This window comes from Streptomyces sp. Q2 (assembly GCF_056820935.1).
This window is the reverse complement of record NZ_JBXEJE010000001.1, coordinates 308320-330791: the sequence shown is the minus strand read 5'-3', so window position 1 is coordinate 330791 and position 22472 is coordinate 308320. Positions and strand designations below refer to the sequence as shown.

The window sequence follows — 22472 nt, the reverse complement described above, 5'->3', positions numbered from 1 at the left end:
CCGACAGCCCGGGGCGCGCGTCCGAACGTACGCCCGCCCCGACACCAAAGTGATGCCGGGGCGTTCGTTTTGCGAAGCCGTCGTGGGGAAACGGCGGGGAAAGCGAGCCGATTGAGCCGGCCCGGCTCAGTCCTCGGACGCCGTCTTCGAAGCCGTCGCCTTCTTCGCGGTGGTCTTCTTGGCGGTCGTCTTCTTCGCGGCCGTGGTCGTCTTCTTGGCGGCGGTCTTCTTCGCGGCCGTCGCCTTCTTCGCCGGAGCCTTCTTGGCGGGCGCCTTCTTCGCCGTCTTCTTGGCGGGCGCCTTCGCCCGCTTCTCGGCGAGCAGTTCGAAGCCGCGCTCCGGGGTGATCTCCTCGACGCTGTCACCGGAGCGCAGGGTCGCGTTGGTCTCCCCGTCGGTGACGTACGGCCCGAAGCGACCGTCCTTGACGACCACCGGCTGCCCGCTGACCGGGTCGGCGCCCAGTTCCTTCAGCGGCGGCTTGGCGGCGGCCCGGCCACGCTGCTTGGGCTGGGAGTAGATCTCCAGCGCCTCTTCGAGGGTGATCGTGAAGAGCTGGTCCTCGGTCTGCAGCGAGCGCGAGTCCGTGCCCTTCTTCAGGTACGGGCCGTAGCGGCCGTTCTGCGCGGTGATCTCCACGCCTTCGGCGTCCTTGCCGACGACGCGCGGCAGCGACATCAGCTTGAGGGCGTCCTGAAGCGTCACCGTGTCGAGGGACATCGACTTGAACAGCGAGGCCGTACGCGGCTTGACGGCGTTCTTGCCGGTCTTCGGGGTGCCCTCGGGGAGCACCTCGGTGACGTACGGGCCGTAGCGGCCGTCCCTGGCGATGATCTGGTGGCCCGTCGCCGGGTCGGCACCGAGCTCGAAGTCGCCGCTCGGCTTGGCCAGCAGCTCCTCCGCGAGCTCGACGGACAGCTCGTCCGGGGCCAGATCCTCGGGCACGTCGGCCCGCTGGTGGTTCTCGGAGTCCTTCTCGCCGCGCTCGACGTACGGGCCGTAGCGCCCGACCCGCAGCACGATGTCGTTGCCCACCGGGAACGACGACACCTCGCGCGCGTCGATCGCGCCCAGGTCGGTCACCAGCTCCTTGAGGCCGCCGAGGTGGTCCCCGTCGCCGTTGCCGGCGTCCGCGGCACCGCCCCCGCCGCTGCCCTCGCCGAAGTAGAAGCGCCTGAGCCACGGCACGGCCTGCGCCTCACCGCGGGCGATGCGGTCGAGGTCGTCTTCCATCCTGGCGGTGAAGTCGTAGTCCACGAGCCGCCCGAAGTGCTTCTCCAGGAGGTTGACCACGGCGAAGGACAGGAAGGACGGCACCAGGGCCGTGCCCTTCTTGAACACATAGCCGCGGTCGAGGATCGTGCCGATGATCGACGCGTACGTCGAGGGGCGGCCGATCTCGCGCTCTTCGAGTTCCTTGACCAGGCTGGCCTCGGTGTAGCGGGCCGGGGGCTTGGTGGCGTGCCCGTCGACCGTGATCTCCTCGGCCCGGAGCGCGTCGCCCTCGCTGACCTGGGGCAGCCGGCGCTCGCGGTCGTCCAGCTCGGCGTTCGGGTCGTCGGCACCCTCGACGTACGCCTTCAGGAAGCCGTGGAAGGTGATCGTCTTGCCGGACGCGCTGAACTCGACGTCGCGGCCGTCGGCGGCGGCGCCACCGATCTTCACCGTGACGGAGTTGCCGGTCGCGTCCTTCATCTGGGAGGCGACGGTCCGCTTCCAGATCAGCTCGTAGAGCTTGAACTGGTCGCCGGTGAGTCCGGTCTCGGCAGGCGTGCGAAAACGATCACCCGAGGGGCGGATCGCCTCGTGCGCCTCCTGCGCGTTCTTGACCTTCCCGGCGTACGTCCGCGGCTGCGCCGGCAGGTAGTCGGCGCCGTACAGCTGCGTGACCTGGGCACGGGCGGCGGTGATCGCCGTTTCCGAGAGGGTCGTGGAGTCCGTACGCATGTAGGTGATGAAGCCGTTCTCGTACAGCTTCTGGGCCACCTGCATGGTCGCCTTCGCACCGAAGCCGAGCTTGCGCGAGGCCTCCTGCTGGAGCGTGGTCGTACGGAACGGGGCGTACGGCGAGCGGCGGTACGGCTTCGACTCGACGGACCGCACCGAGAACTGCGTGTTCTCCAGGGCGACGGCCAGCGCGCGGGCGTTGGCCTCGTCGAGGTGGAGGGTGTTCGCGCTCTTGATCTGTCCCAGCGAGTCGAAGTCGCGGCCCTGCGCGACCCGCCTGCCGTCGACGGACTGGAGGCGGGCGACCAGCGACGAGGGGTCCGACGAGTCCCCGGCGCGGCCGGTACCGAAGGTGCCCGTCAGGTCCCAGTACTCGGCAGAACGAAACGCGATGCGCTCGCGTTCCCGCTCCACCACGAGCCGGGTGGCGACGGACTGGACACGGCCGGCCGACAGCCGCGGCATGACCTTCTTCCACAGGACCGGCGAGACCTCGTAGCCGTAGAGGCGGTCGAGGATGCGGCGGGTCTCCTGGGCGTCGACCAGCTTCTGGTTCAGCTCGCGCGGGTTGGCGACGGCGGCCTGGATCGCGGCCTTGGTGATCTCGTGGAAGACCATCCGCTTGACCGGGACCTTGGGCTTCAGCACCTCCTGGAGGTGCCAGGCGATCGCCTCGCCCTCGCGGTCCTCATCGGTGGCGAGGAAAAGCTCGTCGGAGTCCTTCAGCAGGTCCTTGAGCTTCCTGACCTGGGCCTTCTTGTCGGCGTTGACCACATAGATCGGCTGGAAGTCGTTGTCGACATCCACTCCGAGCCGACGGACCTCGCCGGTGTACTGCTCCGGCACCTCCGCGGCGCCGTTGGGGAGGTCGCGGATGTGCCCGACGCTCGCCTCGACGACGTATCCGGGGCCGAGATAGCCCTTGATCGTCTTCGCCTTGGCAGGCGACTCGACGATGACGAGTCGGCGGCCGCCCTGTGCGGTCTCGCTGGTCGGGGACAACTTCGCTCTTCTCTCCGGTCGGCGCTGGGGTCTCTCCCCCGGCCTTGGTTCCCGGGGTCGGGTCATGCTGACGCTGCGGAGTGTGACGGTACATCCCGCCCCCGTGTCAAACGGGAAAAGCTCGCAACGGCCACTCGAACGGTAACCCGACTACCGCCATTCCTGCCGCCCGGAGTACCCACCGGCCTTTTCGAGCCCATCCGGAGCGCGATCTCCCAGTTACCTGAACCGCAGCTCTCGCGCGGTTCTCACGCCCGCGTAAGGCACCAGGTGCCGAGGGCCAGCGCGATCAGTGCGACGAGACTGGCGACGGTAGCCGATGCGACAGGGCTCACACCGTGGGCGACCGGTTCCCGGTGCCGGACCCGGGCCGCGGTCCACACCAGCAGTCCGCCTCCGAACACGGCGAACACCAATCCCACGAAGATCGCCGGTCCGCTTTCCATGGCTGCCTCGCCCCTTTTCTCCGGCCCCTGCGTGCTCAGGCCGTGGAGACTGGCACGCGGGGACGGCGGACAGGCGAACCCCGGGTGAACGGCGGACCGGCGCGGCTGCGGACTCCCGGGCCCGCGCCTCCCGGCCGGCCTCAGACGGCGCCGGGCGCGGGTATCTTTCCGGTCGTCTTCTTGTCGTCCGCCCGGCTCACCGTGCACACGACCTTGTTGAAGCCCTCGTCCCAGTCGTCCTGGTCGGCGACCCAGCCGTACACGGTCCGCTCCGGCCCCGGTGCCCAGGTCGACTCGAATTTGTTGCCGCACAGCTTGGACGCGTTGTCGGTGCCCTTCTTGTAGGCCATTCCGGCAGGGGCCTGGACCGTGCCTATGACCTGGTCGGTGTGCGGTTTGGCGCAGTCGGTGAGCGGGGCGTTGTAGCTGTCCTCCTGTTCCTCGTAGACCCAGCAGTCGCCGACGCTCATCTGCCCGACCCACAGGTCCGTCCCCGCGTCGCGGAAACGGCCGACCTCACCGCCTATCGCGGCATGGCGGCCGAGTACGAGACATGCCGTACCGCCACCCGCCGCGGTGAAGCCCTCCGCCGTCGGTACGACGGCGTAGCCGGCCGCGTCCGGTAGTGCGTCGACGAGCGTCCGGGTCTGGTTCTCGCAGCGTTTCGCGCCCTGCGCGCGGGCGTCGGCGTGGTCCGTGGCGGTGTCGATCGCCACGACCTGCCCGTCCGGCCAGTCCTCGGCGCAGTCCACCAGCCCCAGGTTCGGCTCCGATGTGAACGGCGCCCCCGACCACACCGCCTGCACACAGTCCCCCGGCTCCAGAGCCTCCCCGAGGCCGACCACATCGCCGTACGGCAGCACGGGCCCCGCCGGCGACGCCGACCCCTGCGGCCCGCTCTCGCGCACGCTCACGCTCGGCGAGGCCGACCCCTTCGTCGCCGCCTCCTTCTTGTCCCCGTCGTCCCCCGTCAACGAGACGATCCCCCAGGCACCCCCGGCGATGACGAGAACGGCGGCCACGACAAGGGCGACCAGGGCGAGCCGCTTCTTCCCGGGGGACGGCGCGGGCGGGGGCTGTCCACCGGGAGCGGTCGGCACACCCGGGCCGCCGTAGCCGCCGTATCCGGGCTGCGAGGGGGCGCCACCGGGGTAGGCCGATCGAGCGCCGCCTCCGTAGCCCGGCTGCGAACTGCCGCTGGTGTACGGCGGCTGAGCGCCACCGCTTCCGGGCGGCGACTGCTCACCGGCGTACGGCGACCGGGCACCACCGCTCGCGTAGGGGGACGGGCCGCTCCCGCTCTCGTACGGCGAACCGGAGGCCTGCGCATAGGGGTTGCCGGCGTCCGCTGCCTGGGCGGCGGGCTGCCGCCACGGGTCGTACGGCGAGGGGCCGGGCCTCCCGCCGGGTGTCGCGGCGCCACCTGCGCCCTGACCTCCACTTCCACCTGCCGCTCCGCTGGATCCCGGCGTGGCCGGCCCCTCCGCGCCCTGGCCGCCGGCCTGGGTGTGGGGGGTGTCCGGCGGCGTGCCCGGCGTCGGCCGAGCCCCCTCCCAGCCGCCGGGCGCGCCCGCGACGTACCCGGGTGGGGTGCTCGTGACGTAGCCGGGTGGCGGGCCGTCAGCAGCCGCACCTCCCGGCGAGGCTTCCTGGCCCGACGCGCCGCCATGCCCCCGCGGCGTCGCGTCGTGACTCCCCAGGGCTGCCCCGTAACCCTCGGGCGACCGCCCCGCCCCCGCGGGTTCCGCGCCGAATCCCTCGGGCGGCGGCCCGAAGCCTTCCGGTGGCGAGGCGAATCCCGCCTGTTCCGCCCCCGCGGCCGGTGCCGCACCCCAGCCAGGCGGCAACAGCGGTCCCGCGCCCCCTCGCACCACCCGCTCCAGCCCTCGTGCGGCCGCCTCCGGCGCGAACCTGCGCACAGGGTCCTTGGCCAGCAACCCCAGGAGCACCGGGGTCAGTTCGCCCGCCCGCACCGGTGGGGTCGGGTCCTCTCCGAGCAGGGCCGTGAGGGTCGCGTAGTCGCCGTGGCGGTCGAAGGGGCCGCGGCCCTCCACGGCGGCGTACAGCGTGGCACCCAGGGAGAACATGTCGGCGGCCGGGGTAGGCGGCTCACCACGGACCCGCTCGGGGGCCAGGTAGCCGGGCGTCCCGAGGATGCCGGCCGTGGCGGTGAGCCGTGGTTCGCGGGACTCGGGCTGGAGGGCGATGCCGTAGTCGGTGAGCAGCACGCGCGCGTACGGATCGCCCGAAGCGTCGGGGGCCAGCAGGATGTTGGCCGGCTTCACATCCCGGTGGAGGATGCCGATGCGATGCCCCGCGGTGAGCGCGTCGAGGACGGCCAGTCCGACGCGGGCCACCTGCGCGGGCGCGGGCGGCCCCGAACGCCGTACGAGCGCCTGGAGATCGACGGCGTCCGGTACGTACTCCATGACGATCCACGGCAGCCCCTCGTGCACCACCACGTCGTGCACCGTGGCCACGTGCGGATGGCCGCGCAGTCGTGCCGCGTGCCGGGCCTCGCTGCGGGCCCGCGCGATGCTCCCCCGCATCGCGGGCTCGGCCGCGTCCATCGCGTCCCCAAGCGCGATCTCCTTCATCGCGACGTCGCAGGCCAACTCCTCGTCATGGGCGAGCCACACGCGGCCCATGCCACCCGCACCGAGCGTCCGCAGCAGCCGGTACCGCCCGTTGATGATCCTGCCTTCGCCCTGATCCGGCGTCTCCCCCGCCATCACGCCTCCCCCGAGACAGCGCGCCTCCCCCGAGAACGCGCGAAGTTCGTCCCTAGAAGGTAGCTTCGCACGCACCACTGACAGGAGCCCTTTTCCGGAGCAATCCCGCCAGATCGGACACATGCGACTCAGGGCCGCGCGCCCGCCTCACGCGTGACACGAAAGGATGCCGCCGAGCCGTCACTCGGCCGGGTCGAGGAACCCCTGCTCCACCAGCAGCCGGATCTGCGCGGGCGTACGGTCGCGCAGCAACACCGGATCCTCGCCCACCAGTTGGGCGATCGCGTCCAGGATGCGGCCCGCGCTCAGCGAGCCGTCGCAGACGCCCGCGAAGCCCGCTCCGACCGTGTCCACCTTGGTGGCCCGCCGCATCCCGCGGTTCTGGCGCAGCACCACGTGCTCCGGGTCCTCGGCGCCGGGCAGCCCGACCTGCTCCTGCACGATCTCGGCGGCGAGCTTGAAATGGTGTTCGAGCAGTGCCGCGTCGTCGTGCGCCCGCAGGTAGTCGAGGCGCTCGAAGTGCGCCCGGACCGTGTCACCGAGCGGTTGTTCGACCGGGTGCGGCCACTCCTCCACGGTCACCGAGGGCTCCGCGGCGTCCGTCCTGCGCAGCGTGATCCAGCCGAAGCCCACGGCCCTGACCTTGCGCGCCTCGAACTCGTCCAGCCACGCGTCGTACCGGGCCTGGTACTCGGCCACGTCATCGCGATGGTCACCGGCGTCCCTGAGCCACAGCTCGGCGTACTGCGTGACGTCCTGCACCTCGCGCTGCACGATCCACGCGTCGCACCCGCGCGGCACCCACGACCTGATCCTGTCCTGCCAGTCCTCCCCTGCCACGTGCTGCCAGTTGGCGAGGAACTGCGCGAACCCGCCCTCGTTCAGCCGCTCCCCCGCCTGCTGAACGAGCGTGCGGCACAGATCGTCCCCGCCCATCCCGCCGTCGCGGTACGTCAGCCGCGCCCCCGGCGAGATCACGAAGGGCGGGTTCGACACGATCAGGTCGTACGTCTCGTCGGCCCGGACCGGCTCGAAGAGCGAGCCCTCGCGCAGGTCGGCGGCGGGCGCGCCGGAGAGCGCCAGCGTCAGCGCGGTGATGTGCAGCGCTCGCGGGTTGAGGTCGGTGGCCGTCACGCGCGTGGCGTGCTGGGCGGCGTGCAGCGCCTGGATCCCGGAGCCGGTGCCGAGGTCGAGGGCGGCGGAGACGGGCCTGCGGACGGTGATGCCGGCCAGGGTCGTGGAGGCGCCCCCGACACCCAGGACGACGGCCGTGTCCGGCTGACGGCCGCGGCCGCCGATGCCGCCCGCCCCGCCGACCGCGCATCCCAGGTCGGACACGATGAACCAGTCCTCGCCACCGGGCCCGCCGTACGGCCGTACGTCCACGGTCGCGGCCACCTCGTCCTCGTCGACGCGCACCAGCCACCCGCTCTCCAGGCAGGCGTCCACGGGGAGAACGCCCTCCACGCGCGCGTGCGGTACGGGCTGCTGCAACAGGAACAGCCGTACGAGCATTTCCAGCGGCGTGTCGGAGCGTGTCGCCCGGAGCGCGGGCACGATCTCACTCCGGGCGAGCGCCGCGTACGCGGGCGCACCGAGCAGCTCGAGCAGCCCGTCGGCCGTGAAGGAGGCCCCGAGCAGGGCGTCCCGGAGCCGGGCGGCGACATCGGGGCGGTCGGAAGCGGGCAGGGCGGGCAGGCTGGAGGTACTCACGTCCCCATTGTGACCCGCGAACCGTCGCGGAAACGCGACCCGTGAGCCGCCGCGAACCTCAGCTCTTCGTCGCCGGCGCCGTGGCGGCGGCGCTCTTGCAGCTCTCCTGCTCGGCCATCGCCTTGCCGACGTCACCCTCCTCGAGGGTCTTCAGGGCGTCGTTCCCGCTCGTGCTCAGCTTGTCCAGGGCGGTCGCGATGTCCTTGAGGCCGTCCGCGAACTTCCCCTGGTCCTTCGTGTCGAGCTCGTCGACCTGCTTCTTCAGGGAGGCGTACGACGTGGAGATGCCGTCGAGCTCCTTGACGGCGTCCTGCTGCTTCTTCTCGCCCTTGTCCACGTCGGGCGCCCCGGCCTTGGTCACCGCCGCCCCGATCGCCTTGTAGGCGTCCGACATGTCCTGGAAGGCCTGCGCGTCGGTCTTCTGGACCTCTTCCGGGGTGCTGTTGTCCGAGGTCTCCTTCTGGATCGCGGCATTGGCGGCCTCGATCTTCTTGGCCTGCGGCTTTACGGCGTCGCAGACCTCCTTGGCCCAGGAGTTCAGCTTTTCGCTGCTGTCGTCACTGCTGCATCCCGACAGCGCCAGTACCAGTACCGCACCGCCGGACAGTGCGGCCGCGAGCTTCTTGTTCACCGGATTGGTCCCTTCCATGGCTCTCGGCCCCGGAACTTACACGCCATAAGGGGACCACCTGTATAACGGATGACCATCTTGTGATACTTCGCCGCCTTTTACACCATGCGAGAGAAGGCTCACGATGACGGCGTGAACACAGCAGGGCGGGCGGTCGACACGCCTTCGCGCGCCTCCCGCCCGCCCCTGTGAGCTGGGCTCCCGGTGGAACCGGCTACGAAACGACCGCCGGATCAGCCGACTTGGGCGACTCCTCGGCGTTGTCTTCGTCACCCACGGCGATCCCGCGCCGTTTGGAGACGTAGACCGCACCCGCGATCACCACGAACGCGAGGACCGCGATCGCGATCCGCACGCCGAGGTTCTCGTCGTCGCCGTAACTGAACTTGATGACCGCGGGCGCGATGAGCAGCGCCACCAGGTTCATCACCTTCAGCAGAGGGTTGATCGCCGGACCGGCGGTGTCCTTGAAGGGGTCGCCGACCGTGTCGCCGATCACCGTCGCGGCGTGGGCCTCACTGCCCTTGCCGCCGTGGTGACCGTCCTCGACGAGCTTCTTGGCGTTGTCCCAGGCGCCTCCGGAGTTGGCGAGGAACACAGCCATCAGCGTGCCCGCCCCGATCGCGCCCGCCAGGAACGAGCCGAGGGCGCCGACACCGAGCGTGAACCCGATGAAAACGGGCGCCAGGACGGCGAGCAGTCCGGGCGTGGCGAGCTCGCGCAGGGCATCCCTGGTGCAGATGTCGACGACCTTGCCGTACTCCGGTTTCTCGCTGTAGTCCATGATCCCGGGATGCTCGCGGAACTGCCGCCGCACCTCGTACACCACGGAACCCGCCGATCGCGACACGGCGTTGATCGCGAGCCCCGAGAAGAGGAAGACCACCGCCGCGCCCGCGATGAGACCGACGAGGTTGTTGGGCTGCGAGATGTCCATCATCAGGGTCATCGGCGCACCCTCGCCGGACAGTTTCTCGCCGACGTCCTCCGCGCCCGTGATGATCGCGTCACGGTACGACCCGAAGAGCGCCGACGCCGCCAGGACCGCGGTGGCGATGGCGATGCCCTTGGTGATGGCCTTGGTGGTGTTGCCGACCGCGTCCAGGTTGGTCAGCACCTGCGCGCCCGCGCCCTCGACGTCGCCGGACATCTCCGCGATGCCCTGCGCGTTGTCGGAGACGGGTCCGAAAGTGTCCATCGCGACGATCACACCGACCGTGGTGAGCAGGCCGGTACCGGCCAGCGCCACCGCGAACAGCGCCAGCATGATGGACGTACCGCCCAGCAGGAACGCCCCGTAGACGCCGAGGCCGATCAACAGGGCGGTGTAGACGGCCGATTCCAGCCCGACCGAGATACCGGCGAGGACGACGGTGGCCGGCCCGGTCAGCGAACTCTTGCCGATGTCCCTGACCGGCCGGCGGTTGGTCTCGGTGAAATAGCCGGTCAGCTGCTGGATGACGGCGGCCAGCAGGATGCCGATCGCCACCGCGACCAGGGCGAGGACCCGCGGATCGCCGCCCTTGCCCAGGATCGCCGTGTCGCTGACGCCGTCGAGGTCGGCGTACTTTCCCGGGAGATAGACGAAGACGGCGATCGCCACCAGCACGAGCGAGATCACCGCGGAGATGAAGAAGCCGCGGTTGATCGCGGACATGCCGCTGCGGTCGGAGCGGCGCGGGGCCACGGCGAAGATGCCGATCATCGCGGTGATCACGCCGATCGCGGGGACGAGCAGCGGGAAGGCGAGTCCGGCGTCGCCGAAGGCCGCCTTGCCGAGGATGAGCGCCGCCACCAGGGTCACGGCGTACGACTCGAAGAGGTCGGCCGCCATGCCCGCGCAGTCGCCGACGTTGTCGCCCACGTTGTCGGCGATGGTCGCGGCATTGCGCGGATCGTCCTCCGGAATACCCTTCTCGACCTTGCCGACCAGGTCGGCGCCGACGTCGGCGGCCTTGGTGAAGATGCCGCCGCCGACTCGCATGAACATCGCGATGAGCGCGGCGCCGAGACCGAAACCCTCCAGAACCTTCGGCGCGTCGGCCGCGTACACCAGCACCACGCAGGAGGCGCCCAGCAGACCGAGCCCCACCGTGAACATGCCGACGACGCCGCCCGTGCGAAAAGCGATCTTCATGGCTTTGTGCGATACGGCGGTGAGATCCTTTTCCGGTTCACCCTCCGCCGGGGTCGCCTCGCGCGCGGCGGCGGCGACACGCACATTGCTCCGTACGGCGAGCCACATGCCGATATAGCCGGTGGCCGCCGAGAACGCCGCGCCGATCAAGAAGAACGCCGATCGGCCCGCGCGCTGATTCCAGTCGTCCGCGGGCAGCAGCATGAGCAGGAAGAACACGACGACGGCGAATACGCCGAGCGTGCGCAGCTGCCGGGCCAGATAGGCGTTCGCGCCCTCCTGGATCGCCTTCGCGATCTCCTTCATGCTCTCGGTGCCCTCGCCCGCCGCGAGTACCTGGCGCACCAGGACACCTGCCACCACGAGGGCGGCCAGGGCCACGACGCCGATGACCGACACCAGAACTCGGTTTCCGTCGGTCAGTACCGCTGCCGCGAGGGCTGTGGAGTGATCAATCTGGTCTGGGGAAGAAAGCCCCGCCATTCGTCCTCCTTGACGCTTGGGCTGAGCTCAAGATGTGGACGGATTCTAGAGATCTGTTCCTGATCAAAACAGTACGTGGGAAACGGAATCTGACAAACCCCGGTAACGCCTCGGAAGCATTTTCACCCGATTGGATGATCGGAAATTGATCGTGAATTACTTCACGAATTCGGAATGCTCTTGAAAAACCAACGAGGGCCCTGCTCGGCAGGGCCCTCGGAAGTGAAGCGTTACGGGTGCGTCAGTGACGCCTGTGACTTCTGTGGCGTCAGGGAAGCACCACGACCGATGGTGTGGTCGGCCAGGTCATACGGATCGATCCGCCGTGCTCCCCGGCGGTGACCTCCACGTCGTCGACGAGGCCGCTGATGACCGCGAGGCCCATCTCGTCCTCCTCGATCTCGGCGTCCAGTTCCTCGCCGCCGGCACCGGATGCCCGGTCGCCGGGAGCGTGGTGCGGCGCCTCGTCGCCGACCTCGATGGAGAACTGTTTCTCCTCCTCGATCAGCACCACCTTCACGGGCGCCGTGATGCCACCGTTCTGGTGCAGTCCGACGGCACGGGTGCAGGCCTCGCCGACAGCGAGTCTGACCTCGTCGAGAACGGCCTCGTCCACTCCGGCCCTGCGCGCCACCGCTGCCGCCACCAGCCGGGCGGTCCGGACGTGCTCGGGCAGCGCGCTGAAGCGGAGCTCAACGGTGGCCATGCATCCCCCTCGGAACTACGGGCGTGCTGTGGGGGGACCGGACTGCCGGACGTCCGGACCCCCTTGTCAACTTCTGCCGTCCCGGGTACGGACCTGGGCCCGCACCCGGATCGGTGGTCAGTCGGTTGCCGCCACCGCTTCCTCGACCGAGGTGTGAATCGGGAACACCTTGGTGAGGCCGGTGATACGGAAGATCTTCAAAATGCGCTCCTGGTTGCAGACCAGGCGCAGCGAGCCCTCATGGGCACGCACCCGCTTCAGTCCGCCGACCAGTACGCCGAGCCCGGTGGAGTCGAGGAAGTCCACGCCCTCCATGTCGACGACAAGGTGGAAACTGCCGTCATTCACCAGCTCGACCAGCTGCTCGCGCAGCTTGGGCGCGGTATATACGTCGATTTCGCCACCGACCCTGACGATCGTGCGATCGCCGATGGTCTCGGTCGACAGAGACAGGTCCACGGATCCTCCAGCACCTTGCTATCGAGCGGTCGCCCCTTGGGACACCTCGGCTTGAAGCCCCCAGGACGGTTCGCCAGCCGCGATGGCATTCAATCACTTACCGGCAGGCGTGCACGACGCCTTGGTCCCATTGTCCGTCACGCCAGTGACACACTCGGTGCCGATGGCCAAGAATCACCGATCCGATCGACCCACGGCGCAGCCCGTCTCCCGGCTCTCGCCGAGCACGGTCCTGGACCGGCTCGCCGCGGGGCCGAGCCGGGCTTCGCGCATCACTCATACGGAGCACTTGCCCCCACGTGAGGGCCGTCATGCCGTCTGGCCGGACCGGATCCGTTCGGAGGTCATCGCCGCGGTGCAGGCCTGCGGCATCGAACACCCCTGGGCCCACCAGGCTCGCGCGGCCGAGCACGCCCTGGACGGCGAATCCGTGGTCGTCGCCACCGGCACGGCCTCCGGGAAGTCCCTGGCATACCTCGTCCCGGTCCTGTCGGCCCTCCTGGGAGGCTCCGAGGCCGCGAACGGCCGGGGGGCCACCGCCCTCTACCTGGCCCCCACAAAGGCCCTCGCAGCGGATCAGTGCCGTTCCGTGAAGGAACTTTCACAACCGTTGGGCCATTCCGTGCGTCCCGCGGTCTACGACGGCGACACGCCGGTGGAAGAACGCGAATGGGTCCGCCAGTACGCCAACTACGTCCTGACCAACCCCGACATGCTGCACCGGGGCATACTCCCGTCACACCCTCGCTGGTCCTCCTTCCTGAAGTCGCTGAAGTACGTCGTCATCGACGAGTGCCACACCTACCGCGGCGTCTTCGGCTCCCACGTCGCCCAGGTGCTGCGCCGCCTGCGCCGCCTGTGCGCCCGCTACGGCGCCTCGCCCGTCTTCCTGCTGGCCTCAGCGACCGCCGCGCAGCCCTCTGTCGCCGCCGGCCGCCTCACCGGCCTTCCGGTGGTCGAGGTCGCCGACGACGCCTCCCCGCGCGGCGAACTGGTGTTCGCCCTCTGGGAGCCCCCGCTCACCGAGATGCAGGGCGAGAAGGGCGCGCCCGTCCGCCGTACCGCCACCGCCGAGACCGCCGAGCTGCTGACCGACCTCGCCGTCCAGGGCGTACGCACGGTGGCCTTCGTCCGCTCCCGGCGCGGCGCCGAACTCATCTCGGTGATCGCCCAGGAACGCCTCGCCGAGGTCGACCGCAGCTTGGCCCGGCGTGTCGCGGCCTACCGCGGCGGCTACCTCCCCGAGGAACGCCGCGCCCTCGAACAGGCCCTCCACTCCGGCGAGCTCCTCGGCCTCGCCGCGACGACCGCGCTCGAACTCGGCATCGACGTCTCCGGCCTCGACGCCGTCCTCATCGCCGGCTATCCGGGCACGCGCGCCTCCCTGTGGCAGCAGGCGGGCCGCGCCGGTCGCGCCGGGCAGGGGGCGCTGGCGGTTCTGGTCGCCCGGGACGACCCGCTGGACACCTACCTCGTCCACCACCCCGAGGCCCTGTTCGACCAGCCCGTCGAGTCCACCGTCCTCGACCCCGACAACCCGTACGTGCTCGCCCCGCACCTGTGCGCGGCGGCCGCGGAACTGCCGCTCACGGACGACGACCTGGAGCTGTTCGGCCCGGCGTGCAAGGAGCTGCTCCCGCAGCTGGAGGCCGCGAAGCTGCTGCGCCGCCGTACGAAGGCCTGGCACTGGACGCGCCGGGAGCGGGCCGCCGACCTGACCGACATCCGCGGAGAAGGCGGCCCGCCGATCCAGGTCGTGGAGGCCGGCACCGGCCGCCTCCTGGGCACGGTCGACGAAGGCGCTGCCCACTCGACCGTGCACGAGGGCGCGGTCCACCTGCACCAGGGCCGTACGTACCTGGTGCGCTCACTCGACCTGGAGGACTCCGTCGCCCTGGTCGAGCAGGCGAGCCCCTCGTACTCGACGGTCGCCCGCGACATCACCTCCATCTCCGTCCTGGAGACGGACGTAGAGATCCCGTGGGGCGAGGGACGCCTGTGCTACGGCTCCGTCGAGGTCACCAACCAAGTGGTCTCCTTCCTGCGTCGACGACTCATCACCGGTGAGGTCCTGGGCGAGACGAAGCTCGACCTCCCTCCTCGTACGCTGCGCACGCGTGCCGTGTGGTGGACGGTCACCGAGGACCAACTGGACGCCGCCCGCATCAACCCGGAGATCCTCGGCGGCGCCCTGCACGCCGCCGAGCACGCGTCGATCGGCATGCTGCCCCTCTTCGCCACCTGCGACCGCTGGGACATCGGCGGCGTGTCCGTCCCCCTGCATCCCGACACGCTCCTCCCGACTGTCTTCGTCTACGACGGCCATCCCGGCGGCGCGGGCTTCGCGGAGCGCGCCTTCCACACCGCCCGCGAGTGGCTCACCGCCACCCGCCAGGCCATCGCCTCCTGCGAGTGCGACTCCGGCTGCCCCTCCTGCATCCAGTCGCCCAAGTGCGGCAACGGCAACGACCCGCTGCACAAGAGGGGCGCTGTGCGGTTGCTCACGGTGCTGTTGCGGGGGGCACCTGGGGAGGCGGGGGAAGCCGCTGCGGTCGATGCTGCTCCGAACGGACCTGGGGAGGCTCGAGAGGCTGCTGCGGCGGGTGTTGCTCCAGAGGTGCCTGGGGAACTGGAACGGTCGCAGGGACCGGCGGCCCCGCAGGCCCCGCCCGCGCCCTGACCTCCGCCGCGAACGGCCCCCGTCCCGACGCCGCCGTCACGTCCGAGGTCTCCCCCACGATCACGCACCGCACCAGCCGCGTGCCCTGGGCCCGCGCCACCCGGTCGGCCCGGGCGCAGGCCCCCGAGCCGCCGTCCGACCAGCGGTCCGCCGCCGCGAGCGCCGCGAGATCCGCACCTCCTGCCGCGCGATGCCGGATCACGACGACCTGCCCCATGGCGAGGACGACCCCGAACACCACGCACAGCACCGCGATCATCCCGACGCTCCACACGGTGGCGGAGCCGCGATCGGACCGCCAGGCGCTGCAACCCGGCCCCTGTCCCTGTCCCTGTCTCTGCCCTTGAGAAAGGCCGCTCATCTCCCCTCCACCACCGTCTCCTCCGCCAACGCCACGGCCTCCTCCCGCACCTCGAAGGACAGTCCGTGCAGCGCCGGCGGCTTCGCCACGACCGCGACACGGACCTGGTCCCCCTCCCGGCTGACGGTGACCTTCGCGCCGCGCGGCGCCGTCTCCCGGGTGATCGCGACGACCGCTTCGGCCGGGTCCTGCCGGGCTGCCGCGCGGGCTCCGGTCCGTGCCGCGTCCACACACTGGATCTGCGCGGCCACCACGAGCAGCCCCCACACCAGCGCCATCGCGAAGATCACCAGTACCGGCAGCACCATGGCCGACTCCGCCGTGACGAACCCCCGGTCCGTCTCCCGCTCACATCTGCGCATCGAGGGCCCGCTTCACGATGCTCTGCAGCTCCGCACTGACCTGGCCGCTCGTCACCACCTTGTAGAGCACCACCGCGAACGCCACCGCCGCGACGATGCCCATCGCGTACTCGGAGGTGACCATCCCCGCGTCCCTCCGCGCCGCCCGTGCCCTGCACACCAGGGCACACAGCCGCGCCCGTACCGCCTTGTACATCTCGACCCCCGTGAGGTTCCGTTCCGTTGACCCAGCTGCCGTTCCGTTGACCAGCTGACTACTTGCCGTGCGTCGACCACTCGCGGCCCACGCCCTCTACCTGCCGTCGCCCCCGTCTCTCCTCATCCACCACCTCCTCCCAGCGCCCCGCCCGCCAGCCCGATCACCACGGGCAGCACGCCCACCGCGATGAAAGCGGGCAGGAAGCACAGCCCCACCGGAGCGGCGACCATGACGGCCGCCCGCCGTGCCCGTGCCGTCGCCTCGCGCGCCCAGTCGGCGCGGGCGTCCGCGGCGAGCCTGGCCACCGGTCCGGCCGCGGGAAGCCCGGAGACGCCGGCCCGTTCCAGCAGGCGCGCCAGGGTTCCGGCGCCCGGGGTCGAGGCGAGCCTTCGCCAGGCCTCGCCCGGTTCGCCGCCGAGCCGTACCTCCGCCGCGCCCCGCGCCAGTCCTTCTCCCACAGGACCGCCGAGGGCTTCACCGACGGCCTGCGCCGCGACCACGGGACCGGCGCCCGCCGCGATACAGGCCGCCAAGAGGTCAGCGGCGAGAGGGAGTTGTCGAGCCGCCTCTCGGGCGTCGCACTCCCCCTCGGTACCGGCCGCCGCCTGCCGAAGCCGCCACCGCCACAACCCGAGCGCGGCGACCAGCCCCACCACCCCTCCTGTGACCCCACCGACCAGAACCCATCCGGCACACGCCACACCCACCATCGGCAGCCACCGCCGAGCCATGTCCCGCGCGTCGATGCGCGGCCTCTCGGAGGACTCCCCGACCGTCGCCAACAGCACGGCCAACCGCCGCCGCACGCTCCGCTCCCGCCGCACCGACTCCAGCCACCGCACCAGCCACCCGAGGACGAGCACCGTCCCCACGGCAACCCCCAGCCTGTGGACAACTTCCGCACTCACGCCGCCGTCTCCCTCCTGAGACCTCTGCCGACTCCCGCTTCCACCACGCCCGCCCTCCTCCGACGCCCACCGGGCCAATCGGGCCAACCGGACCCACCGCCAGCGCTGTTCGCCCTCGACCGAAGCCCACCGGACCAACCACCAGCCCGCCCAGCCGGCAATCCTCTGGCCCGGCAATCCGCTGGCCCGGCACCTCGCTGGCCCGGCACCCCGCTAGCCCCTCGGCCCGTCGGCCCACCCAGCCGGCTCCGCCACCCCTCCCTCGGCCGCCTCCCGCCCCGACCTGCCCGGTCCGTTCCGCCGCCCGCTCTCTCGCCGTATCCCTCACACCGCCTCCGCGCCCCGCACGATCCGCGTCGCCCACCACATCCCGAGCCCTTCCAGCAGCGCACCGGCCAACAGGCACCCCAGCCCCGCCCCGGTGTGCAGCAGTACGTGCAGCGGGTCGGCACCAAGAGCCGTACCTAGAGCGAGACCCAGGACCGGTAGGCCCGCGAGCATCACCGCCGTCGACCGGGCGCCAGCCAACTGCGCACGCAGGTCTGCCCGTTGATCACGCTCGGCGCGCAATGCTCCTTCGAGCCGGTCGAGTCCGGCCGCGAGTCCCGCGCCCTGATCCACGGCGACCCGCCAGCACGCCGCAAGCCCCAGCAGCCCTTCGGCACCCGGCTGTCGCGCGGCGCCAGCGAGCGCGGCCGGGACATCACCGCCGAACCGCGCCGCCGCCAACACGGCCGCCTGAGCCTCACCGAGCCCGCCGAGGCCGTCGAGCCCCACAAGCCCACCGAGGTCCGGCGCCCCCGCCCGCACGTGACCGAGTCCTTTGGAACCCGGCATCCCCGACCCCACGTGACCAGGCCCCCCGACGCCTCGCACCCCTGCCGGCACGTCACCCGGCCGGCCGAGCCCTTGCACCAACCCCGCCCGCACGTCACCCAGCCCACCGGCCTCGCGAACGGCCCGCAGCAGTGCCTCCCCCGGCTGCCGCCCGGCCCGTACCTCTCCGGCGAGCGCCCCGCACATCGCGATCACCGCATCGCCTCGACGCTCTCGCGCGCGCCGCGCCTCTCCCGCCAGCCGCACCCGCCGCAGCAACGGCACCCCGGCCGCCCCCGCGACGACCGGCAGCACAGAAGAGCCCAGCACCGCCAGCGCCAGCCCGACGGCCACCGCCCACCACTCGGCGCGCAGCCGTCCCCGAATCCGCCGCGCCTCCCCGGCCAGCCGACGCCACGTGGGCGGCCCCGCCCCCACCACTCCGCCACCCGCGAGCAGCACCTGTGCCCGCCGCGCGCCGGGGTGCCGCCCACCGAGCAGGCAGACAGCAGCCCCGACACACGCCACAGCCGCCGCCATCGACATGGCGCTCATCTCACCCATCCCACCGCTCCCGTTCACCACCGCGTCCTCTCCTCGGCCCGCCCGCCGACTCGCCCCTCAGCCCGCCCGCCGATCCGTGTCTCGGGGCACCCTCCCTCCGCCCGCCAGACCGCCCAACGCACTCGTCGCACCCCTCCTCTCTCGCCCCGGACGAGTCACACCCCTCCCCCGCCTCGCGCAAGCAGCACTCATCCCGGATCAACCCCCGCAACCGCTCCCACCCCCGCTCGTACGCGAACCCCTCCGCGCCCCACCGCAGCGCCGGCACCGTCCGCACCAGCCCCGACGGGTCCCGTTCCAGCACGTGCACCTCGGCGATCCGGCGCCGCCCGGTCCGGTCGCGTACGAGGTGCAGTACGACCGACAGTGCGGCCGCCAACTGGCTGTGCAGTGCGGCCCGATCGAGCCCGGCGGCCGTACCCAGCGCCTCGAGCCGGGCCGGCACATCGGCCGCGGCGTTGGCGTGCACGGTCCCGCAGCCGCCCTCGTGTCCGGTGTTCAACGCGGCCAGCAGATGGACCACCTCGGGCCCGCGCACCTCCCCGACGACCAGCCGGTCCGGCCGCATCCGCAGCGCCTGCCGGACCAGGTCCTCCAGCGTGATGAGGCCCGCGCCCTCCTGGTTGGCAGGTCTGCTCTCCAGCCGTACGACGTGCGGATGGTCCGGCCTGAGCTCCGCCGAGTCCTCGGCCAGCACGATCCGCTCGTCCGGCCCGACGAGCCCCAACAGGGCGCTCAGCAACGTCGTCTTGCCACTGCCCGTGCCACCGCTGATGAGGAAGGACAGCCGTGCCCGGACCAGCGCCCGCAGTAGCCGGTCCCCGCCCGGCGGCACGGTGCCCGCCGCCATGAGCTCGTCGAGCGTGAACGCCCGCGGCCGTACGACCCGCAGGGACAGGCAGGTGCAGCCGACGGCGACCGGGGGCAGCACCGCGTGCAGCCGGGTCCCGTCGGGCAGCCGGGCGTCGGCCCAGGGCCGCGCGTCGTCGAGCCTGCGTCCGGCCACCGCGGCCAGGCGCTGCGCGAGCCGTCGTACGGCAGCCGCGTCCGGGAAGGAGACGGTGGTCAGCTCCAGGCCACCGCCACGGTCCACCCAGACCCGGTCGGGGGCCGACACCAGTACGTCGGTCACCGACGGGTCGGCGAGCAGCGGTTCCAGCGGGCCGCTGCCGACCAGCTCGGACCGCAGCTGTTCCGCGGCGCCGAGGACTTCCGCGTCTCCGAGCACCCGTCCCTGTTCCCGCAGCGCCTGCGTCACGCGCGCGGGTGTCGGTTCGGCCCCTCTCTCGACCAGCCACTGCCGCACCCCGTCGAGCAGCCCCGGCGACAGATCCGCCTCGCGGGCCCCGGCCGAAGCCGTGCCTCCAACCGGCCACCGCGCGGACGCAATCCCACCGGCCGCCCCCGGCCGGGCCACAGCCCCGCCGCCCGACAACCCCTCGGACGCAGCCCCACCAGACACCCACCGAACGGACACCGCCCCACCGGCCAGCCCCGGCCCGGACACACCCTCACCGGCCAACCCCGGCCCAGACGCAGCCCCACCAGGCATCCACCGCGCGGACGCCCCACTCGCCGAGCCGACGCCCGACCCGGCGGCGACCCCCTCAAGCCCGGAGAACGTACTCACGCGGCACCCGCCTCCACCAACGCCCGCTCCCAGAACTCCTTGCAGAAGCGCGCGAGCGGCCCCCGCGCGGCCGCTCCGGGTGGGGTCTGGGTCCCGTGCGGGCGCTGCAACGCGGACTCCACCGGCACCTCACCGGCCAAGGGCAGTCCGAGCAGCCGGGCCACTTCGCGGTCGTCGAGTCCTGGTGTGTAGGGCCCGCGGACGGCGATCCTCAGGTCGCGCAGCACCATCCCCACGGCGGAGGCCACCCGGCCCGCCGCGGCGACGGCGCGCAGCTCCGCGGGGACCACGAGGAGCCCCACGTCGAGCTGGGCGAGCACCTCGGCGACGCCGTCGTCGATCCGGCGAGGCAGGTCGACGACGACCGTGCCGCCCCGGCGCCGGGCCGCGGCCAGCACCGCCCGTACGGCCTGGGGCGGAACGGCGACGCAGTCGCCGCGATCCCAGCTCAGCACGCGCAAAGAGTGCAGTCGCGGTAGGGACTCCTCCAGGGCGCCGCCGCCGACCCGGCCGCGCGACGCGGCGAAGGCGGGCCAGCGCAGACCTTCCGCGCTCTCGCCGCCGAGGAGTACGTCGAGTCCGCCGCCCAGAGGATCGGCGTCCACGAGGAGCGTGCGCAGGCCCTCCCGCGCGGAGGTGACGGCGAGCGCGCAGGCGAGCGTGGACGCTCCGGCCCCGCCCCGGCCGCCGATGACGCCGACGGTGAGGGCGGGCCTGCCGATGCCCTCGGTGACGTCGGCGATGCGGTCGACCAGCCACTGCTCACCGTCGGGCAGCATCAGGACGTGGTCGGCGCCGATTTCGACGGCCCGCTGCCAGACTCCGGGGTCGTCCTGGTCGCGGCCGACCAGCACCACTGAGCGCCTGCGTGCGGCTCCGCGGACGCGCCGCGCGGCGTCGTCGCCGACCAGCACGAGGGGCGCGGCCTCCCAGCTGCCTCTGTGGTCCGGCACCCCGTGGTGCACCTCGGGTGTGGCGCCGGCTGCCGCGCACAGGCGCAGCAGGTCGTCGAGTAGTTCGGCGTCTTCCGTGACGATCAACGGCTTGCCCTGCCGCCCTCCGGCGGCGGGCGGCGGATCGTGTGTGACGGCTGCTGCCACGGTGTCCATCCCCCTTCCGCGGAGCCTCCACGGCCCCGCGATTCCCAAACGTGTGAAGAACCGGCAACCGGCCTCCATATGAACGGCCGATACCAACCGGCCAAACGCGCCCGACAAACCGGAACCAGCCATGAACTCGGTGCGAGCCGGGCGTGTGGGAATCACGGTGCAGGGATCCCGAAAATCTTGTGGATCTTGGTCGATAACTGTGGACAACTCAACGGCTGTGAATATCGCCGTCACTCAAACCAGTGACCGCTGTACCACCCGCTGTGCGACTTCCGGAGCGCAGCGCGTTGGCTACGGAGCGTGACGGATCACGAACATGCGAAAGAGGCGGCCGCAGCCGCCTCGACACGACCCTGTGGCCGCTCACTGAAGGGAAAAACCCACCCGGACATGCGACGACCCCCGCCGGGGGGGAGAGCGGGGGTCGTCTCCACGGCCGACTCGGGGGGGGAGGAGTCGGACCGGGTTAGCACGGTCGCGAACGATCCGTGACTTCCATGGTGTACCCGAGAGCCTTCTCAGGCAAACCCACGCGCCCACCTTACGCCGAATGGGCTGCGCCTATGCTCAGGGTTGTGGAAAACCACTCCTTGCCCCGCACAGCGGCCTTCTTTGACCTGGACAAGACGGTCATTGCGAAGTCGAGCACGCTCACCTTCAGCAAGTCCTTCTACCAAGGCGGGCTGATCAACCGCAGGGCCGCCTTGCGTACCGCATATGCCCAGTTCGTCTTCCTGGTGGGTGGCATGGACCACGACCAGATGGAGCGGACGCGCGAGTACCTGTCCGCACTCGTGCGCGGCTGGAACGTCCAGCAGGTCAAGGAGATCGTCGCCGAGACACTCCACGAGCTCATCGACCCGATCATCTACGACGAGGCCGCCTCCCTCATCGAGGAGCACCACACCGCCGGACGCGACGTCGTCATCGTGTCCACGTCGGGTGCCGAGGTGGTCGAGCCGATCGGCGAGATGCTCGGCGCGGACCGTGTGGTGGCCACCCGCATGGTGGTGGGCGACGACGGCTGCTTCACCGGGGAGGTGGAGTACTACGCGTACGGCCCGACGAAGGCCGAGGCGATCAAGGAGCTGGCCGAGTCCGAGGGGTACGACCTCGCGGGCTGCTACGCCTACAGCGACTCGGCGACCGACCTGCCGATGCTGAATTCGGTCGGTCACCCCCACGCGGTGAATCCCGACCGCGCACTGCGCCGCGAGGCGGTCGCGCGCGGGTGGCCGATTCTGGATTTCCACCGTCCGGTCCGGCTCAAGAAGCGGCTTCCCGCCTTCTCCGTACCGCCCCGTCCGGCGCTCGTCGCGGTCGCGGCGGTAGGCGCCGCGGCGGCCACCGCGGGCCTCGTCTGGTACGCCAGCCGGCGCCGCGCGGCTCCAGCCTGACCATGCCAAGACCCGCTTAATGTCTGTTTGACCCTAAAAGTAAAGAAGTGCTGCCTGGGCTTCCGCTTGCTCCGGTCCAGGAGTACAAAGGGGTTAACGGCCCGCGAGACCAAGGACATCCGAAAGGATCACCTTAAGAACGCAATTTGGCCCCACGGACCGAGCATGGACACCGGGCACCCACGCGACG

16 protein-coding genes and 1 pseudogene are annotated in these 22472 nt (G+C 71.3%); 2 read left to right on the top strand and 15 right to left on the bottom strand.

Annotated elements, in window-relative coordinates:
• Positions 1-126: 126 nt before the first annotated feature.
• From topA to bldG, 8 genes are all read right to left on the bottom strand, one after another.
• Positions 127-2949, bottom strand: coding sequence for a type I DNA topoisomerase (gene topA / locus ACWBNA_RS01505; protein ID WP_482701448.1), 2823 nt, complete (start codon positions 2947-2949; stop codon positions 127-129).
• A gap of 248 nt (positions 2950-3197) precedes the next feature.
• The gene (locus tag ACWBNA_RS01500) at positions 3198-3395 is read right to left on the bottom strand and encodes a hypothetical protein (protein WP_482701445.1); all 198 of its coding nucleotides are present in this window, start codon (positions 3393-3395) and stop codon (positions 3198-3200) included.
• Positions 3396-3535: 140 nt separating this feature from the next.
• Positions 3536-6127 (bottom strand): serine/threonine-protein kinase, encoded by a 2592-nt coding sequence (locus ACWBNA_RS01495; RefSeq protein WP_482701443.1) that lies wholly within the window; start codon positions 6125-6127, stop codon positions 3536-3538.
• Positions 6128-6307: 180 nt separating this feature from the next.
• The gene (locus ACWBNA_RS01490; RefSeq protein WP_482701441.1) at positions 6308-7840 is read right to left on the bottom strand and encodes a DUF7059 domain-containing protein; all 1533 of its coding nucleotides are present in this window, start codon (positions 7838-7840) and stop codon (positions 6308-6310) included.
• Between the two features lie 58 nt (positions 7841-7898).
• Positions 7899-8489 (bottom strand): small secreted protein, encoded by a 591-nt coding sequence (locus tag ACWBNA_RS01485; protein WP_482701439.1) that lies wholly within the window; start codon positions 8487-8489, stop codon positions 7899-7901.
• Between the two features lie 196 nt (positions 8490-8685).
• Positions 8686-11091 (bottom strand): sodium-translocating pyrophosphatase, encoded by a 2406-nt coding sequence (locus tag ACWBNA_RS01480; RefSeq protein ID WP_482701438.1) that lies wholly within the window; start codon positions 11089-11091, stop codon positions 8686-8688.
• A 268-nt stretch (positions 11092-11359) separates the two neighbouring features.
• Entirely contained in the window at positions 11360-11797 is a 438-nt protein-coding gene (locus ACWBNA_RS01475; protein ID WP_482701436.1) for an ATP-binding protein, read from the bottom strand.
• A 117-nt stretch (positions 11798-11914) separates the two neighbouring features.
• Positions 11915-12256, bottom strand: a complete 342-nt coding sequence (bldG, locus tag ACWBNA_RS01470) for an anti-sigma factor antagonist BldG (RefSeq protein ID WP_024885807.1) — start codon at positions 12254-12256, stop codon at positions 11915-11917.
• An 82-nt stretch (positions 12257-12338) separates the two neighbouring features.
• Here bldG and ACWBNA_RS01465 point away from each other — a divergent pair, with 82 nt between their 5' ends.
• Positions 12339-14936: a DEAD/DEAH box helicase gene (locus tag ACWBNA_RS01465; RefSeq protein WP_482701433.1), complete on the top strand. Its 2598-nt coding sequence runs from the start codon at positions 12339-12341 to the stop codon at positions 14934-14936.
• Here ACWBNA_RS01465 and ACWBNA_RS01460 read toward each other — a convergent pair.
• From ACWBNA_RS01460 to ssd, 7 genes and pseudogenes are all read right to left on the bottom strand, one after another.
• Positions 14905-15195: pseudogene (locus ACWBNA_RS01460) on the bottom strand (Rv3654c family TadE-like protein); the annotation flags it as partial. The gene ACWBNA_RS01465 and the pseudogene ACWBNA_RS01460 sit on opposite strands and share 32 nt — an antisense overlap.
• Positions 15196-15293: 98 nt before the next feature.
• On the bottom strand, positions 15294-15659 hold the full coding sequence (locus ACWBNA_RS01455) for a TadE family type IV pilus minor pilin (protein WP_482701431.1): 366 nt from the start codon (positions 15657-15659) through the stop codon (positions 15294-15296).
• Positions 15646-15855: a DUF4244 domain-containing protein gene (locus tag ACWBNA_RS01450; RefSeq protein ID WP_482701429.1), complete on the bottom strand. Its 210-nt coding sequence runs from the start codon at positions 15853-15855 to the stop codon at positions 15646-15648. Before ACWBNA_RS01450 ends, ACWBNA_RS01455 begins: the two co-directional genes overlap by 14 nt.
• Positions 15856-15977: 122 nt before the next feature.
• Complete coding sequence (locus ACWBNA_RS01445; protein ID WP_482701427.1) at positions 15978-16766, bottom strand: type II secretion system F family protein; 789 nt, start codon at positions 16764-16766, stop codon at positions 15978-15980.
• A 324-nt stretch (positions 16767-17090) separates the two neighbouring features.
• Positions 17091-18146 carry a type II secretion system F family protein gene (locus ACWBNA_RS01440; RefSeq protein ID WP_482701425.1) on the bottom strand — a complete coding sequence of 352 codons (1056 nt, stop codon included), beginning with the start codon at positions 18144-18146 and terminating at the stop codon, positions 17091-17093.
• Positions 18139-19476: a TadA family conjugal transfer-associated ATPase gene (locus tag ACWBNA_RS01435; protein WP_482701692.1), complete on the bottom strand. Its 1338-nt coding sequence runs from the start codon at positions 19474-19476 to the stop codon at positions 18139-18141. Before ACWBNA_RS01435 ends, ACWBNA_RS01440 begins: the two co-directional genes overlap by 8 nt.
• A 296-nt stretch (positions 19477-19772) precedes the next feature.
• Positions 19773-20885, bottom strand: a complete 1113-nt coding sequence (ssd, locus tag ACWBNA_RS01430) for a septum site-determining protein Ssd (RefSeq protein WP_482701423.1) — start codon at positions 20883-20885, stop codon at positions 19773-19775.
• Between the two features lie 563 nt (positions 20886-21448).
• Between ssd and ACWBNA_RS01425 the strand changes: the two genes are divergently transcribed.
• On the top strand, positions 21449-22282 hold the full coding sequence (locus ACWBNA_RS01425) for an HAD family hydrolase (RefSeq protein WP_482701421.1): 834 nt from the start codon (positions 21449-21451) through the stop codon (positions 22280-22282).
• The last annotated feature ends 190 nt before the right edge of the window (positions 22283-22472 follow it).

Bases quoted from the DNA above. Each gene is read 5' to 3' on its own strand.
- ACWBNA_RS01475 (WP_482701436.1), bottom strand. From the start codon at position 11,797: ATGGCCACCGTTGAGCTCCGCTTCAGCGCGCTGCCCGAGCACGTCCGG.
- ACWBNA_RS01440 (WP_482701425.1), bottom strand. From the start codon at position 18,146: ATGGGTGAGATGAGCGCCATGTCGATGGCGGCGGCTGTGGCGTGTGTC.
- ACWBNA_RS01495 (WP_482701443.1), bottom strand. From the start codon at position 6,127: ATGGCGGGGGAGACGCCGGATCAGGGCGAAGGCAGGATCATCAACGGG.
- ACWBNA_RS01450 (WP_482701429.1), bottom strand. From the start codon at position 15,855: ATGTACAAGGCGGTACGGGCGCGGCTGTGTGCCCTGGTGTGCAGGGCA.
- ACWBNA_RS01485 (WP_482701439.1), bottom strand. From the start codon at position 8,489: ATGGAAGGGACCAATCCGGTGAACAAGAAGCTCGCGGCCGCACTGTCC.
- ACWBNA_RS01455 (WP_482701431.1), bottom strand. From the start codon at position 15,659: ATGCGCAGATGTGAGCGGGAGACGGACCGGGGGTTCGTCACGGCGGAG.
- ACWBNA_RS01465 (WP_482701433.1), top strand. From the start codon at position 12,339: ATGGCATTCAATCACTTACCGGCAGGCGTGCACGACGCCTTGGTCCCA.
- ACWBNA_RS01480 (WP_482701438.1), bottom strand. From the start codon at position 11,091: ATGGCGGGGCTTTCTTCCCCAGACCAGATTGATCACTCCACAGCCCTC.
- ssd (WP_482701423.1), bottom strand. From the start codon at position 20,885: ATGGACACCGTGGCAGCAGCCGTCACACACGATCCGCCGCCCGCCGCC.
- ACWBNA_RS01425 (WP_482701421.1), top strand. From the start codon at position 21,449: ATGCTCAGGGTTGTGGAAAACCACTCCTTGCCCCGCACAGCGGCCTTC.
- ACWBNA_RS01500 (WP_482701445.1), bottom strand. From the start codon at position 3,395: ATGGAAAGCGGACCGGCGATCTTCGTGGGATTGGTGTTCGCCGTGTTC.